Below are 13,800 nucleotides of genomic sequence, written 5' to 3'. Positions count from 1 at the left end.
TTGATTCCGCAACTGCTGTTGCTAAGAATTCTCAAGCTATACCTTTGAATCGGTTCCAAGGGATGGTCAAAGCAACAGCAGACCCTAATTTTAGGGTCTGCTGTTTTGGGTTAACCGAGCTGAGAGTTAGGTGATCACCGTGGGCTGGTCGCGCCCGGTCAACGTCTTGATCTGGGCGATCTCGTCGGCTAAGGCAATCAAGTCAGCCAAAGCTTCTTGGGTATCTTGGTTATGCTTGGCGGCGTCGGGCTCATAGCGCTCCACATAGAGCCGCAGGGTCGCGCCCGAGGTGCCGGTGCCCGACAGCCGGTAAACAATCCGCGAGCCGTCGGTAAAGCCAATCCGCACGCCCTGCTGGCTAGCCACGCTGCCGTCGATTGGGTCGGTGTAGGCAAAGTCGTCGGCGTAGTCGACGGTATAGGGGCCGAAGGTTTGGCCAGGCATGCTGCCCAAGGCCGATCGCAGGTTGCTGATCAGGGTGTTGGCGCGATCGCTCTCCACGCCTTCGTAGTCGTGGCGCGAGTAGTAGTTGCGCCCGTAGGTGCTCCAGTGCTCTTTGACAATGTCCTCGACCGACTGGCCCTTAACGGCGAGAATATTCAGCCAGAACAGCACCGCCCACAGCCCGTCCTTCTCGCGAATGTGGTTAGAGCCGGTGCCGAAGCTCTCTTCGCCGCAAAGGGTGGCCTTACCCGCATCCAGCAAATTGCCAAAAAACTTCCAGCCGGTGGGGGTCTCAAAGCAGTCGATGCCCAGCTTCTCGGCGACGCGATCGGGAGCCTGGCTGGTGGGCATGGATCGGGCAATCCCGGCCAAGCCGTTGCGATAGCCCGGCACTAGCGTGGCGTTGGCGGCCAGCACCGCCAGGCTGTCGCTGGGGGTGACAAAGAAATTGCTACCGAGCACCATGTTGCGATCGCCGTCCCCATCCGACGCTGCCCCAAAGTCAGGAGCGTTGTCGCCAAACATCACCTCTACCAGGTCGTGGGCGTAAACCAGGTTGGGGTCGGGGTGGCCGCCACCAAAGTCTTCCAGCGGCTCGCCGTTGACTACGGTGCCTGCCGGAGCATTCAGCCGGCGCTCAAACAGGGCTTTGGCATAGGGACCAGTCACCGCGTGCAGCGAATCCATGCAGAAGCGGAATTTGCCACTAGAAAGCAGCTGCTTGATCTGGCCGAAATCAAACAGGGTTTCCATCAGCGCCCCGTAGTCGCTGACGGAGTCGATCACTTCCACGGTGGTGTGGCCCAGGCTGTGGGTGGCGATGCGATCGAGGTCAATGTCGGCAGCGTCGAGAATCTTGTATTCGGTGATCGTCTGGCTGCGGGCATAGATCGCATCGGTGACGCCTTCGGGGGCGGGGCCGCCGTTGCCGGTGTTGTACTTAATGCCAAAATCTTCGTCAGGGCCGCCGGGGTTGTGGCTGGCCGAGAGAATGATGCCACCAAAGGCGTTGTTCTTGCGGATCACGCAGGAGGCCGCCGGGGTGGAGAGAATGCCGCCCTGGCCCACCAGCACCCGGCCAAAGCCATTGGCCGCCGCCATTCTAAGAATAATTTGAATGGCCTGGCGGTTGTAGTAGCGGCCGTCGCCGCCCACCACCAGGGTTTCGTTTTGATAGCCCTCCAGGCTGTCAAAAATCGACTGGACAAAGTTTTCTAGATAGTTTGACTGCTGAAAAACCTTAACCTTTTTCCGCAAGCCCGAGGTGCCGGGCTTTTGGTCGCTATAGGGCTGTGTGGATACGGTTTGAATACTCATAGGGTCAAAATTTGCTCTAAGGTCAACCGGGTGCAACCTCAGGATAAATCCCTAGCTAACTCTGAAGGATAAATCCCTGTCTAACTTATGGGGTAAATCGTAAGCCTTAGTTAAGGGATGGGGGTTGGGAATTGGTCATCGCCAGGCTGTAGCAGCTCTAAAGCCCCCTAATCTCCGTGCGTCTATGACGAATCAACAGCTGCCCTCAACGCAGTCGCGCCCCAGCACGGGCCATGCCGATTTGCCTGCGATCGCCGCTTTTTACGCTCTCTGCGAAACCGTCGATCGTCTCGACAACATCCCCACCCTCGCCGACCTTCAACGCCACCTCGACCACCCGCCTCCAAACGGCACCCGCCAGCGCCAGCTCTGGGAAACTGCCGAGGGTGAGCTGGTGGGCCTGGTTTCCCTATGGCTGGAAGACCCCACCGATGTATTAGAAGCCTGGATGGGCGTCTTTGTGCATCCTGACCGGCGCGGCGCGGGTCTGGAAGCCGAACTGCTGGGCTGGGCTGAGCAGCAGGTGCGGGAGCAGGCCACAGTTGCCCAGCGCCCCGCTAAGCTCTGCGCCGGAGCCAGAGCCGATGCTGTCTTCTACCGAAGCATCTATGAGACTGCGAACTACGAAATCATTCGCCAGTTTCATACCATGGCGCGATCGCTAGCCGAACCCATCCCCCAGCCGCAGTTCCCGCCCGGTTTTACCAGCCGTCCCACCCACGCCGATGAGGCCGCTGCCTGGGTGGAAATGTTTAACGAAAGCTTTGTCGATCACTGGCACTTTACGCCAATGACGCTGCGCGATCGCCAGTTTCGCCTCACCTACCCCACCTACCAACCCGAATTGGACTGGATCGCGATGGCCCCCGATAGCACCCTCGCCGGGTTTTGTAGTGGCCTCATTGACCACGAAGAAAATGCCCTAAAAAACCGCAAAGAGGGTTGGATCACGCTATTGGGCACCCGGCGGGGCCATCGGCGGCAGGGATTGGCGCGGGCGATGCTGCTGCAGGGGCTGCATCGGCTCCAGGCAGCGGGCATGGAAACGGCCCTGCTGGGCGTAGACACCCAAAACCCCAACCAGGCCATGGGGCTGTACGAATCCGTGGGCTTTACCATTAAAGAAACCCATATGACTTACCAAAAGTCCCTCACCGAAGCCCCAGATTCCTGCCCCTAACCTCACAGCCCAGGCTGTCTTTAGGCCCAACTCTAGGCCAGGACTGACCCCAGGATAGATTTCATTTTGGCTTTGGCAGCCTCAACTTAAGGGTGGTACTCAACCCATTGACTTAGAGCCTTTAGTGCACTTGCTACGACGTTAGACTCAGCGACTTACGGCCCTCCCATGGGCTGGCTAGGTGCTCTAGCCGGGTGATTTAGGGGGATTTAGACCAATGCGTATTTTCTTGATTTTGGCGTTGCTGTGCAGCCTGCTGCTGTCAAGCTGCGAGTTTTTTACCCCCGATACCAGTAGAGCCCTGTCTCAAACCCGGCAAATAGAAGAGATGCAAAAGCAAACCCAGCAATTAGAGCGCCAGGCTGACGCCCTAGAGCATCTAGTCGATCGATCGAGTGGAGCGGGTAGAGCGAGCGGAGCGGGGATAACAATTCCGATATCGCCCTAGTCCGAGGGTGTGCCCTTGGCGATCGCTACCGCTTTGATACGGCTTTGGACTCTGTGACGTACCATCGCCAGGGCAAATCGGCACCCTGGGTGAGGCCGATGCGGGTGGTTTGGGTAACGGTGGCTTCCCCCGCTGCCGCCCGCTGTTGCCAGTCAATATCCCGATGTTCTAACCAGAGACCGGAGGCGGGAGTCAAGGGCAGGTCGGTGAGGGTGCGATCGATATCCAGCAAGAGGCAGAGCTTGCCGGGGCCAGCCCCCCAGCGAGCGGGTTTTTCGACCCGGTACCCTGCTAGCCAGGGGGGAATGCTGTCGAGTTCGACGGCGCGAATCAGCACGGCGCTGGGGATGCGATCGCGATCGGTGACTACGTTAAAGCAGTGGTAAATGCCGTAGATCAGATACACGTAGCTATAGCCGGGTGGGCCAAACATCACCCGATTGCGGACTGTTTCACGGCGGTAGGCGTGACAGGCCGGGTCGCCCTCGGTATAGGCCTCGGTTTCGACAATGGTGGCGCTGAGCTGGCGACCGTCGGCCCAGCGGCGCACCAGGCGGCAGCCCAGCAGGTCTGGTGCCACTTCTAGAGACGATCGCCCCAGCCATGCTGGGTCAATGGGCGCGGGCTGATTAAAAAGCTTTATAGTGTCCTCCAGGGCAGGCTTGCTAAGATGACTCAAAACCAAGGCTCTGCCAACATAAGCTCTTTTATCATCCCTACTGCTCCCATGGATATCAAACTTGTACTGGCTGTGCTCACCGGATTGTTTGTAGTGGCCACCCTCTTTTTTGGCACCAAAAACGGCTTCTACGACACCGACGACTACCACGGCAACGGTTCGGCCCACTAGGATCACACCCTGTCCACCGGCTTTGTTGTGCCGCTGCCGTTAGGGTGTTCACCACTCCGTGAGTAATCTGGTCTGCTTTCCGTTCGGTGCGGGTCACGGCCAAGAAGGGCTGTGCCTAGAGCTGCGCATGGGGCCACGGCGGATTGTGCTGGACTGTGGCCTGCGCGACTTAGCGGCTTTGGAATCGGCGCGCGATTTCGGCACAGATAGCTCCGCAAATCGTATCGCCACCGCTGATTTGCTCTTTTGCAGCCACGCCCACAGCGACCACGCTCGCGGGGTGTGGGAGTTTAGTCAGCAATTTCCTCAGGTGCCCATCTACGGCAGTGAGGTCACGGCCCAACTGCTGCCGCTGAACTGGCTGGGGGAAGACGTGCCACCTCACCTGTGCCAGGCATTACCCTGGCAAACCCCCATCAGCCTGGCCGACGATCTCACCGTGCAAATTTGGCCCGCCGGGCACTTGCCGGGAGCCGCCTGCGCCCTGTTTACCTACCACGCGCCCCAGCGCCCCTACACGGTGTTTTTCACGGGCGATTTTTTCATGTCCAATTCGCGCCTGGTGGATGGGTTGCCCTTAGAAGCGTTGCGGGGCCTTAAGCCAGATGTGCTGATCATCGAAGGTAGCTCTGGGTCTGCTCGCCATCCCCACCGCCGCCAGCAGGAAAATTTGCTGGCCAGCACACTCCATAGTCTGGTGCAGCAGGGGCGATCGGTGCTGCTGCCCACGCCAACCCTGGGCATTGGGCAGGAGCTGGTGATGCTGTTGCGCAGCCATTACCAGTTCACCGGGCAAGATATCACCGTCTGGGTCGATGAAACCGTGGCGGCAGGTTGCGACTTGTATCTGGAGCTGATGCCTGCATTCCCTAGCAGCGTGCAAAATTTTGCTCGTCATCAGCCGTTGTTTTGGGACGAGCGCATCTTGCCTCGGGTGCGTCGCTTAGGCATAGACGGGCACCCCCAGGGCGATTCTTCTTGTGCCCCCTGCATTGTGATTGCCCACCGTGAAGTTGACCTCAGCGACTACTGCCTCACTTCGGCCCAGCCCTGGACCGTGCTGCTGCCTGATTCCTTTGCTACCGCCATTGCCGATACGGTGCTAGGTACGTCCAGTACCGACGCTGGGGCTACCCTGGGCTGGCTGCAAACCCTGGCCGCCGAGCTAGAGTCGGAGCGGGTGCAGCTCGATACCTACCAGCTCACCACCCACAGCGATCGCGTCGGCACCACCCAGCTAATCCACAACCTCAGGCCCCAGCATGTGGCCTTTGTGCACGGCAAGCCCACTCACCTAGCTGACCTGGCTGGGCTAGAAGAACTGCAAACCCGCTACCAGCTCCACCTGCCCTCTGCCGGTAAGGAAGTGGAGTTTCCCATTGGCGATCGCTTCATCCAGCCCGCTGCCCCTGACCCAGTCTTTGAGGGCGAAATTACCCAGGTTGACGACAGCGTCCTGCTGCTGCTGCCCGAAGACCTCACCACCGACCCGCGCTGGACGGCCCTAGCCGATACCGGACTGGTACAGGCCCGCTGGCAGGGCAACGATTTAGTCATCAAAGGGCTAACCCAGCGCGACCTGCTGCGCACCGTAACGGGTGGAGATGCCCCTTGGCAGCCGCCCAGCTGTCAAACCTGCCGCTATCAGCGAGAAGGCCGCTGCCACGGCGACGATTCTCCCCTTTACGGGCTGCAGGTCAGTCCCGATGGGGTGTGTCCTGCCTTTGAGGCCCGCCCACCTCGACCAGAGCGGGATGATGAGGCGACGGCTTAGGATGGCAGAAAGGTTTAAGGTGAAGGGTCTAGGGTAGAAGGGTTAAGCCCTACACCTTGCACCTTGCACCCTGAACCATTCCGATGGAAACCTTCTGCCTGCGCCTTACTCCGGGCCAAGATCTCAAACAAGAGCTGCAAACCTTTGTTCAGAACCAAGCGCTAGAAGCTGGGATCATTCTGACGGCGTTGGGCAGTTTGACTCAGGCATCTCTGCGGTTTGCGGCTGCCCCAGAGGCCACGGTAATCGATGGCCCGCTAGAGCTAATTTCCCTCAGCGGTACGCTGTCGCGGCACGGAATGCATTTGCATGGGGCGATCGCCGATGCCCAGGGCCGAGTCTACGGCGGTCACATCATGCCGGGCTGTTTAATTCGCACGACGGCAGAAATTGCGATCGCCAATCTGCCCCACCTACGCCTTCACCGCCGGCTTGACTCCCAAACTGGATACCTAGAGTTGGTTGTTGAAAGGCCTCAGCGTGATAATTACTGATGTCAGTTATCAAGTTCTTCCAAGGTTTAACTGGCAAAGATAATCACCCTGATACCCTGTGCAATGGTTTAGCCAATGAGCGGAATTGATCGAGACATTGTCCCAGAGCCCCGTCTGAGTCTCACTAACCGCCACTTACCTGACACTCCTCAAGTCCAACGTTTACTAGAGCGGGAGGGTAAAGCACATGTGTTTAATGACCGTGGAACCTTGGAAACAGTGACAAAAGCCATCATCGAATGCGGAGATCGAACCGGTATAGATGATGAAGAGGACGATTACGAGCGTTACGGACTCTACTTCTCAGAAGCGATCGGTTACATAATTAGGGTAGATGGGAGCCGAACCCTTCTTTACTACGGTGAGATCAAGATTGTAAAAGCTACAGGTAAATATCATGTTATCCCACGAACCGGCCCTCGCCGAACAAGCTAGAACCTGGCAGTTTTTAGAACTTTGGGTTGACCCAGTTCTCTTCCCACCCAAGATTCTCATGGTGGTTGGTGACCACGATGGGTTCTGTCGTATTTTCAACCCAGGTGCTAACTATAAGCTGGTGGTTACTCACTCAAACTATGAAGCTGCCCAAGAGTGGTTGCTGGAGGATGAATATGAACGAGTTCAAGGGCAACTTTTAGCCGCAGAAGTTCTTTAATCTGTTGCTACTCTTCTATCCGGTAGCCAAAGTCTTCGAGGCGGCTGCGAGATTGACGCCATTTGGGCACCACTTTGACGAATAGCTCCAGGTAGACTTGGCCCATCACTAACTTTTGAATTTGCTGGCGGGCGTCGGAGCCAATCACCTTCAGCATGCTGCCCTTTTTGCCGATCAAAATGCCCTTTTGCGACTCACGCTCGACGTGGATGGTGGCGAGAATGCGGGTGATGTTGGTGTCTTCTTCGACCCGGTCAACGGCGATCGCCACCGAGTGGGGTACCTCTTCCCGCGTATTGAGCAAAATCTGCTCGCGGATCAGCTCGCCCATGATAAAGCGCTCGGGCTGGTCAGTGACCAGATTGGGCGGGTAGTAGTAGGGGCCGGGGTCGAGCTGGTCGATCAGCGTGGCCAGCAGGGTGTCGAGACTGGTTTCGTGCAGGGCCGAGAATTTGACCAGTGGCCAGCCGTGGGCGTCGGCCATGCGCTGGTAGCTGGCGTCGAGGGGGGCGATCGCCTCTATCTCCTCCGGCTGCTGGTCAACTTTGTTCATGCCCAAAATGACCGGACCGCTGGTGTGGGCCAGCAGTTCGGCCACAAACTGGTCGCCCCGCCCCGCGTCTACGCTGCCGTCGACCACAAATAGGGTGGTATCCACCGAGTCGATGGCCATGCGGGCGTTTTTCACCAAAATTTTGCCCAGCTCGTGGTGGGGCTTGTGGATGCCGGGAGTGTCGACAAAAATAATTTGGGCCTGGTCGTTGGAGAGAATGCCCCGCAGACGGTTGCGGGTGGTTTGGGCGGTGGGGGAGGTGATGGCTACTTTTTGCCCTACCAAAGCATTCATTAGAGTAGATTTGCCCACGTTGGGGCGGCCCACAATGCCTACGAAACCAGACTTAAACCCCTCCGGCGGGGTGGGGATAGCGCTGTAGCCGATCGGGTCAAAGGTGTCGACCATGCTAGTAGCCTGTGACATGGACGATCACCTCGCGGTTTGACCCGCGCGCCCGGTGCTCCCACAGGTAAAGCCCCTGCCAAGTGCCCAGACCCAGCCGTCCCTGCACGACCGGAATGGTTTCGCTGGTGTGAGTTAGCACCGTGCGAATGTGGGCCGGCATGTCGTCAGGGCCTTCGGTGCTGTGGATGTAGTGATTGCCCTCAGGCACCAGCTTGGCTAAAAAATTCTCCAAATCCACCAGCACGTCGGGGTCGGCATTTTCTTGAATGATCAGGCTGGCAGAAGTGTGGCGCAAAAACACCGTACACAGCCCAGTCTCGACCCCCGAGGCCCGCACTACCTGCTCTACATCAGCCGTAAACCGCTGAAGAGATTTGCCCCGCGATCGCAGGGTCAGCACCTGCTGGTGGTGGCGAGTGGTGGCGGTAGAGGGTGTCATGGGGCAAATCCCTAGAATAGACCGTTCTCTATTCTGTCAGAATTAACCACCCTCGGGAAACTTTGTTCCTTCGCCCTGCGGCTCTTTACCCTAGGTCACTCCACACACAGGGGCACGAGGCGGCCCTGGGCGGTTAGCCCTAGCCGCATGGGCTGGTTGGCGAGAATGGGATTACCGGTCAGGGCACACACCTGTTCACGCTCAGCTACCGCTCCAAAGCTGGCGCAAATGTCCTCAGGCTGTACCTGGGTCGTACATTCGCTCGGCCCTTGCTCCACGTACTGCCAAAGAATGTCGCGAATCAACGCCTGATACCCCCGGTTACCGGCCAGGGCTTTGAGTTTTTCCTTCAGCGATCGCTCTAGGCGAATGCTGGTAACTTCCATATCAGTAGTCGATACGCGAGTTAGGGTTGGCATTAGCGGGCACACCTCCAAAGGGAACATAAAAGACTTTTTCTGGAACGCGTCACAACTCGGTTGTGGTTATCACTGATGAGTTGTGTCTAACTAACAGTTTAGACAGACTAGACACGTTTGTATTACACGTGTAGTATTAACGTCATTAGAGTGTATCCGTCAAGCCTCTTCGCTCAGCGAGCGGGCTTGAGCCAACAGATACTCTTATGCCTTCCTAAGCCTTGCTGTTTTACGCTTGAGGAACTCCGCCATGGTACGGATTTTGTCTACTGGCACCGCAATGAATATCGCCACCACCACGGGCGATGCTGGCCAGATGGGCGTCGTGGCGGGGTTCGATGGGTATTTTAGTGGCCTGATTAGCCGACTGCGCCCCATAGGTGGGTTAGCCCTAGGCGATGCTGACAGGAGTGATCTGTTTAAAGGAGACGCCCTAGGGGGCGATCGCCTTTGGGGAGATTGCTTTTTCTGGTTCAGGCCAGCCTTGGTGCTGATGGGCTGCCTCACTCGGGGCGATTCCCCTTTGGGACGGCCGTGCCAACGCATGGACTGGCCCTATCCCCACTATTTTTCCCAGCATTCTCTGTTTCAGCATTAACCCGACCCCCGATCTGGCCCAGCGCCTAGGGATGGCTGTTCTCGGCTAATTCCGTTTCGATCGGGCTCCAAATTTGGGTTTGCAGCAGTATTGCCGCCGTTGGCCTCTTGTCAGACCAGGGGTTCGCATCGGTATTCACCCACGGTCTGGCCGCTCAAGGCCGCCTGTGGTGCCCGTGATCCACCGTGCGATTGCCTTGGCTGGGCCTTCGTTTTAGGGCCGCTGCTGCCTCGACACAACAAACTTAAGCAACGAAACTAGTTCACAAGTATTAGAGCATGAGGGATCATGTTGAAGCTAACTTATTCCGATGCAGATTTATTGATTGAGCATTTAGACCTCACCGTAGAAGCGATGGTGACCCAGCGCAGCCTGGTGGCTCTGCGGGCCGGACAGCCCCTGGTGGTGCAGCCGGGCTATGGGGCCTTTGCCCTGCCCGCCGACCTGCCGGGGATTGCTGCGCTCAAAGCTGGAAGTCAAGGGGCGATCGACATCGCTCCCTGCGACATCGACTGGCTCGAAGTCACCCTGCGGGGCACCTGGCTGACCGACCATGCTGCCAGCGCCGAAGGTATTTTGGTGGCCGAACTTGGCTCCCAACTAGAGTCTCAGCTTGTCGCCCTGTGGCAACGCAGCCTGAGCTGGGTAGCGGCCCCCTGCTCCCAAGGGCGCTAAGTTGGCTGATCATGACCCCATCGCCTAGGCTTTGCAGTACCGTAGAAAATGAGGGCCGGATAGTTTTTTACCCATAAAATTCCAACGCAGACCTAAAACGACGCAGAGAAGGAGAGATTGAAATGGCTGACGATGCAACCTACCTCACCCTGACCGCCGACAACTTTGAGGCCGAGGTGATGCAAAGCGATGTGCCGGTGCTGGTCGACTTTTGGGCTGCCTGGTGTGGCCCCTGCCGCATTATGAACCCGATTGTGGAAGAGCTGGCCGAAACCTTTGCCGGTCGGGCCAAGGTCGCTAAGCTCAACGTCGACGAAGAAGACGCCCTGGCTCTTCAGTACCATGTGATGGCCATCCCTACCCTGATCTTTTTTCAGAATGGGGAGCGAGTTGACACTGTCGAAGGCGTCATCTCCAAGGATGACTTGGTAGCTCGGCTTGAGGCGTTGGTAACAGCCGGTTCGGCAGTTTAAGCGGCCTTAATTTTGGGTGGCCCCGCGCAGCACGGCCTCGCCATTCACAAACTCTAGGCCGTCGAGGGTGAGCCCGGCCTGAGGTAGGGCAAGGTTAATGCGCTCGGTAATTTGAGCTGGATCGAGGCCGGTCAAACGGGCGACATCCTCCAGCGATAGATTGACTCGGCCAATTTGAACGCGGGTGTCGTTACCCAGTACCAAGCGGCCGTTGTCTACGCGAGGGCTGCCTTCGATGCCAATGTAGAGGGGGCGATCGCCCAGCATGGGCACGCTACTCAGGGCAGTCTCTAGGGCCTGCTGAGCCTGGGGAGGCAGCGATTGAGTGGGCAGGTTGGCGGGGTTGACAACGATGCCGGCGGCCACGCGATCGCCACGAATCGTGGCATTTAGACTATCTGCCTCTGGCAAAAACTGAGCTATCTGGGGAGTCTGGGCTATGCCCTCGGCCAGCAGCTGGGTCAGTTCCGCCTCGGTAAGAGAAATTTCAACTCGATTGTTGTCGCCATAGCGCACCCCCTGGCCACTGGCCAGCTTGCTCTCCAGCAGGTTGCCGCTGCCGGTGCTGACATCGGCCACGGCCGTATCGGTACCGCTGGTGCTATACCAGGTCGGCAACGCCGTGGCCCGGTTCCAGTAGAAAGCGGTGGCAGCGGCGGCCCCTGCCGAGAGACCGATCAATAGTGATAGCGCTAGTACAACAGCCTGCTTTATCCGCATGTCTGACAACCCTCCCTTGGGTATCATCGAGCCAGTCTAGCTCAGCTTTCCTACGCTAGCAAAAAGCTGTGTGGCGATTGCTGTAAAGACCCTAAAGTGGCCTATGGTATTGGTTGTAAAGATGTAGAGAATAGCAGCATGGGCACGACACAAGGGTTCATCCGCAAGGTCATGGGACTGGGACGGCGAGCTGTGGCCCTCTGTGCGATCGCGCTGATCTTTCTGTCCAGCTGCGCCAAACCTGTGCAGCCCACCGAACTGCTGTCAGAGCCTACCCCCCAATCCAACCGTCTCACTGGGCAAATTGCCGAGGTATCTCCCCCCGAAACCCTAGAGACCCTCAAGCAAATCATCGACGCCTACACGCCCCAGGTACGCATTCTTAGCCCCCGTCCTGGCGAAGTGCTAGACGACACCAGCGTCTCGGTGCGTCTCCAGGTGCGCGGTCTGCCGCTGTTTAAAGACGACGCCTACCAGCTCGGTCCCCACCTGCATCTGTTCCTAGACAACGAGCCCTACACAGCGGTCTACGACCTGTCAGAACCGATTACCTTTGACGGGCTTTCCCCCGGCACCCACACCCTGCGCGTGTTTGCCTCACGCCCCTGGCACGAAAGCTTTAAAAACCAGGGAGCCTTCGACCAGCGCACGTTTCACATTGTGGCCCCCACGCCTCAAAACGAGCTCAACGCTAAGGCTCCCCTGCTAACCTACAGCCGCCCCCAGGCGACCTACGGGGCCGAGCCGATCATGCTCGACTTCTATCTCACCAATGCGCCCCTGCACATGAGTGCCCAGGCTGAGGCCAACGACGACCTGCACGACTGGCGCATTCGCTGCACCGTCAACGACCAAAGCTTTGTGTTTGATCAGTGGCAGCCTATCTGGCTTAAGGGTTTCAAGCCGGGCCGCAACTGGGTGCAGCTCGAACTGATTGACGAAAGCGGCAATCCCATTGATAACCGCTTTAACAACACCGTGCGCATCATCGACTACCAGCCCGGCGGCAGCGATACCCTCTCTCGCCTGGTGCGCGGTGAACTGGGTCTAAATGACGTAGCGGGTATCATTGACCCCACCTATGTACCTCCGGCCCCTGAGCCGCCAGCCGAGATTCCAGAACTAGAACCCCAACCTCCCTTTGCTGGGGTAGAAACGCCAGAGCAGAATGCTCCTGAGCCTGAGATTACTCAGCCAGACGCTGCCCCGGAGCCATCTCAATCTGAAGCCCAGGAGCAACCCGCACCTGAACCAACTGTTCCAGATGCCCAGGGTAGTTCCTCAGCTGAACCTGAAGATGAGACGCCACCCACTCCATTGCTTCTGCCAAAGAAATCGATAGAGCCGGAGATGGCTAAGGAAGATCAACTCACACCGGAAGACAATGGTGCTGGGGAAGATGCCGAAGAGGACGCCCTTAATCCCGATCGCCCTGCGATCGAAGCCCCTGCCTCGATCGCACCTGAGTCAAAGGACGCCATTGAGGATATGGTGCCGCTGGCAGATCCGGAGATTCCCCCCGTTCTATCTCCTCAAGTGGAGCCCGCGCCTATACCCGTGCGCCCGACTCCCCCAGCCGCCCCAAAAGCTACTCCAGAACCTAGTCCTAAAGGGTTGCTCAACCGCTTTAAGCAGTGGCGCGACCAGATTAGTCAGCCAGCGGCACCCGCACCCGCCACGCCAGCCCCAAACACCACCCCAGAAGATACCTTTGGCGACCTGCCCCAGGTCATACCTGGCCCAGAGGGGTCATCTAACCCAGAGCAGGCAGCCCCTGAGCGACCTGAACTACGACCCGAGGTGGTTGAACCCTACACCGATCCTTCTCTAGGTGAGAAACAGGCAGAGCCCAGCCCGCCCAGTACCGAAAAAGCCCCTGAGGCAGATACCTCAGAGGCCGAACCCGACGAGTCGGTGGAGTTGCCCCGCAGTGAGCAGCCTAAGGTTGCTCCGCGATCGCCCCTAGTTCCAGAGACGCGTCCGTTTATCTAGCGTTCTACTTTACTAACCGCAGCGTTAGGGGATAGCGATAGGCTGTCCCTTCGTTGGCCTTAACCGAGGCTAGAATGACCAACACTAGCCAGGCGATGCCTAATACAATCATTAGGGGAATGCCAACCAGTACAAGAATCAGTATCCCTGCCACTACCATGTAGAGGGTCATGGAGATATTGAAGTTGAGCGCTTCCTTGGCTTGGTCATTGACGAAGGACATTTCGTCGCGCTTAACCAGCCAAATGACGAGAGGCCCAATAATATTGCCGAAGGGAAGAACAAAGCCAGACAGAGCGCTGAGATGAGCAAGCATCGCCCACATGCGCGATTCTGGGTTGGAGTCAAGCTGGTTCATGGT

General features: G+C 58.0%; 18 protein-coding genes. 11 read left to right on the top strand and 7 right to left on the bottom strand.

Translation table 11 applies throughout. From position 1 onward, the window contains the following. Positions 1-126 precede the first annotated feature (126 nt). Positions 127-1,761 carry an alpha-D-glucose phosphate-specific phosphoglucomutase gene (locus tag H6F75_RS08935; RefSeq protein WP_190751313.1) on the bottom strand — a complete coding sequence of 545 codons (1,635 nt, stop codon included), beginning with the start codon at positions 1,759-1,761 and terminating at the stop codon, positions 127-129. Between the two features lie 184 nt (positions 1,762-1,945). Here H6F75_RS08935 and H6F75_RS08930 point away from each other — a divergent pair, with 184 nt between their 5' ends. Beyond that, on the top strand, positions 1,946-2,941 hold the full coding sequence (locus H6F75_RS08930) for a GNAT family N-acetyltransferase (protein WP_190751311.1): 996 nt from the start codon (positions 1,946-1,948) through the stop codon (positions 2,939-2,941). A 217-nt stretch (positions 2,942-3,158) separates the two neighbouring features. Continuing rightward, positions 3,159-3,389: a hypothetical protein gene (locus H6F75_RS08925; protein WP_190751308.1), complete on the top strand. Its 231-nt coding sequence runs from the start codon at positions 3,159-3,161 to the stop codon at positions 3,387-3,389. 25 nt (positions 3,390-3,414) lie between these two features. On the opposite strand, the gene H6F75_RS08920 is transcribed toward H6F75_RS08925, so the two are convergent. Continuing rightward, positions 3,415-4,005 carry a DNA-3-methyladenine glycosylase gene (locus tag H6F75_RS08920; RefSeq protein WP_347710630.1) on the bottom strand — a complete coding sequence of 197 codons (591 nt, stop codon included), beginning with the start codon at positions 4,003-4,005 and terminating at the stop codon, positions 3,415-3,417. A gap of 111 nt (positions 4,006-4,116) precedes the next feature. On the opposite strand from H6F75_RS08920, the gene H6F75_RS28455 reads away from it, so the two are divergent. The 5 genes from H6F75_RS28455 to H6F75_RS28980 all read left to right on the top strand — a co-directional run bounded on the left by H6F75_RS28455 (position 4,117) and on the right by H6F75_RS28980 (position 7,162). Beyond that, the gene (locus H6F75_RS28455) at positions 4,117-4,239 is read left to right on the top strand and encodes a hypothetical protein (RefSeq protein ID WP_017297736.1); all 123 of its coding nucleotides are present in this window, start codon (positions 4,117-4,119) and stop codon (positions 4,237-4,239) included. Between the two features lie 127 nt (positions 4,240-4,366). After that, complete coding sequence (locus tag H6F75_RS08915; RefSeq protein ID WP_190751530.1) at positions 4,367-6,013, top strand: MBL fold metallo-hydrolase; 1,647 nt, start codon at positions 4,367-4,369, stop codon at positions 6,011-6,013. An 83-nt stretch (positions 6,014-6,096) separates the two neighbouring features. Continuing rightward, on the top strand, positions 6,097-6,507 hold the full coding sequence (locus H6F75_RS08910; protein WP_190751306.1) for a PPC domain-containing DNA-binding protein: 411 nt from the start codon (positions 6,097-6,099) through the stop codon (positions 6,505-6,507). Between the two features lie 75 nt (positions 6,508-6,582). Next, positions 6,583-6,942 (top strand): hypothetical protein, encoded by a 360-nt coding sequence (locus tag H6F75_RS28760; protein WP_279308294.1) that lies wholly within the window; start codon positions 6,583-6,585, stop codon positions 6,940-6,942. A 58-nt stretch (positions 6,943-7,000) separates the two neighbouring features. Further along, complete coding sequence (locus H6F75_RS28980) at positions 7,001-7,162, top strand: hypothetical protein (protein WP_242019826.1); 162 nt, start codon at positions 7,001-7,003, stop codon at positions 7,160-7,162. 7 nt (positions 7,163-7,169) lie between these two features. Here the strand turns inward: H6F75_RS28980 and era are convergent, their stop codons facing one another. The 3 genes from era to H6F75_RS08890 form a co-directional block, all read right to left on the bottom strand. Further along, the gene (gene era, locus H6F75_RS08900; protein WP_190751527.1) at positions 7,170-8,123 is read right to left on the bottom strand and encodes a GTPase Era; all 954 of its coding nucleotides are present in this window, start codon (positions 8,121-8,123) and stop codon (positions 7,170-7,172) included. 1 nt (position 8,124) lies between these two features. Then, on the bottom strand, positions 8,125-8,562 hold the full coding sequence (locus H6F75_RS08895) for a secondary thiamine-phosphate synthase enzyme YjbQ (RefSeq protein WP_190751302.1): 438 nt from the start codon (positions 8,560-8,562) through the stop codon (positions 8,125-8,127). 95 nt (positions 8,563-8,657) lie between these two features. Continuing rightward, positions 8,658-8,981, bottom strand: a complete 324-nt coding sequence (locus tag H6F75_RS08890) for a ribbon-helix-helix domain-containing protein (RefSeq protein ID WP_190626184.1) — start codon at positions 8,979-8,981, stop codon at positions 8,658-8,660. A gap of 250 nt (positions 8,982-9,231) precedes the next feature. On the opposite strand from H6F75_RS08890, the gene H6F75_RS08885 reads away from it, so the two are divergent. The 3 genes from H6F75_RS08885 to trxA all read left to right on the top strand — a co-directional run bounded on the left by H6F75_RS08885 (position 9,232) and on the right by trxA (position 10,727). Then, the gene (locus tag H6F75_RS08885; protein ID WP_190751300.1) at positions 9,232-9,579 is read left to right on the top strand and encodes a hypothetical protein; all 348 of its coding nucleotides are present in this window, start codon (positions 9,232-9,234) and stop codon (positions 9,577-9,579) included. Between the two features lie 288 nt (positions 9,580-9,867). Next, on the top strand, positions 9,868-10,254 hold the full coding sequence (locus H6F75_RS08880) for an alr0857 family protein (protein ID WP_190751298.1): 387 nt from the start codon (positions 9,868-9,870) through the stop codon (positions 10,252-10,254). A 122-nt stretch (positions 10,255-10,376) separates the two neighbouring features. Further along, on the top strand, positions 10,377-10,727 hold the full coding sequence (trxA, locus tag H6F75_RS08875; RefSeq protein WP_190751296.1) for a thioredoxin: 351 nt from the start codon (positions 10,377-10,379) through the stop codon (positions 10,725-10,727). Positions 10,728-10,733: 6 nt separating this feature from the next. Here trxA and H6F75_RS08870 read toward each other — a convergent pair whose 3' ends face one another. Then, the gene (locus tag H6F75_RS08870; protein WP_190751294.1) at positions 10,734-11,447 is read right to left on the bottom strand and encodes a hypothetical protein; all 714 of its coding nucleotides are present in this window, start codon (positions 11,445-11,447) and stop codon (positions 10,734-10,736) included. 138 nt (positions 11,448-11,585) lie between these two features. On the opposite strand from H6F75_RS08870, the gene H6F75_RS08865 reads away from it, so the two are divergent. After that, complete coding sequence (locus H6F75_RS08865) at positions 11,586-13,439, top strand: hypothetical protein (RefSeq protein WP_190751292.1); 1,854 nt, start codon at positions 11,586-11,588, stop codon at positions 13,437-13,439. Between the two features lie 4 nt (positions 13,440-13,443). Here H6F75_RS08865 and H6F75_RS08860 read toward each other — a convergent pair whose 3' ends face one another. Then, positions 13,444-13,797, bottom strand: a complete 354-nt coding sequence (locus H6F75_RS08860) for a DUF4870 domain-containing protein (protein WP_190751289.1) — start codon at positions 13,795-13,797, stop codon at positions 13,444-13,446. Positions 13,798-13,800: the final 3 nt, after the last annotated feature.

The organism is Nodosilinea sp. FACHB-131, assembly GCF_014695395.1.
In the GTDB taxonomy this organism is placed as follows: domain Bacteria; phylum Cyanobacteriota; class Cyanobacteriia; order Phormidesmidales; family Phormidesmidaceae; genus Nodosilinea.
Note: the sequence above shows the minus strand (reverse complement) of the source record. Positions and strands in the feature narration are given on the sequence as shown.

Bases quoted from the DNA above. Each gene is read 5' to 3' on its own strand.
- H6F75_RS08935 (WP_190751313.1), bottom strand. From the start codon at position 1,761: ATGAGTATTCAAACCGTATCCACACAGCCCTATAGCGACCAAAAGCCC.
- H6F75_RS08930 (WP_190751311.1), top strand. From the start codon at position 1,946: ATGACGAATCAACAGCTGCCCTCAACGCAGTCGCGCCCCAGCACGGGC.
- H6F75_RS08925 (WP_190751308.1), top strand. From the start codon at position 3,159: ATGCGTATTTTCTTGATTTTGGCGTTGCTGTGCAGCCTGCTGCTGTCA.
- H6F75_RS28455 (WP_017297736.1), top strand. From the start codon at position 4,117: ATGGATATCAAACTTGTACTGGCTGTGCTCACCGGATTGTTTGTAGTG.
- H6F75_RS08915 (WP_190751530.1), top strand. From the start codon at position 4,367: ATGGGGCCACGGCGGATTGTGCTGGACTGTGGCCTGCGCGACTTAGCG.
- H6F75_RS08910 (WP_190751306.1), top strand. From the start codon at position 6,097: ATGGAAACCTTCTGCCTGCGCCTTACTCCGGGCCAAGATCTCAAACAA.
- H6F75_RS28760 (WP_279308294.1), top strand. From the start codon at position 6,583: ATGAGCGGAATTGATCGAGACATTGTCCCAGAGCCCCGTCTGAGTCTC.
- H6F75_RS28980 (WP_242019826.1), top strand. From the start codon at position 7,001: ATGGTGGTTGGTGACCACGATGGGTTCTGTCGTATTTTCAACCCAGGT.
- era (WP_190751527.1), bottom strand. From the start codon at position 8,123: ATGGTCGACACCTTTGACCCGATCGGCTACAGCGCTATCCCCACCCCG.
- H6F75_RS08895 (WP_190751302.1), bottom strand. From the start codon at position 8,562: ATGACACCCTCTACCGCCACCACTCGCCACCACCAGCAGGTGCTGACC.
- H6F75_RS08890 (WP_190626184.1), bottom strand. From the start codon at position 8,981: ATGCCAACCCTAACTCGCGTATCGACTACTGATATGGAAGTTACCAGC.
- H6F75_RS08885 (WP_190751300.1), top strand. From the start codon at position 9,232: ATGGTACGGATTTTGTCTACTGGCACCGCAATGAATATCGCCACCACC.
- H6F75_RS08880 (WP_190751298.1), top strand. From the start codon at position 9,868: ATGTTGAAGCTAACTTATTCCGATGCAGATTTATTGATTGAGCATTTA.
- trxA (WP_190751296.1), top strand. From the start codon at position 10,377: ATGGCTGACGATGCAACCTACCTCACCCTGACCGCCGACAACTTTGAG.
- H6F75_RS08870 (WP_190751294.1), bottom strand. From the start codon at position 11,447: ATGCGGATAAAGCAGGCTGTTGTACTAGCGCTATCACTATTGATCGGT.
- H6F75_RS08865 (WP_190751292.1), top strand. From the start codon at position 11,586: ATGGGCACGACACAAGGGTTCATCCGCAAGGTCATGGGACTGGGACGG.
- H6F75_RS08860 (WP_190751289.1), bottom strand. From the start codon at position 13,797: ATGAACCAGCTTGACTCCAACCCAGAATCGCGCATGTGGGCGATGCTT.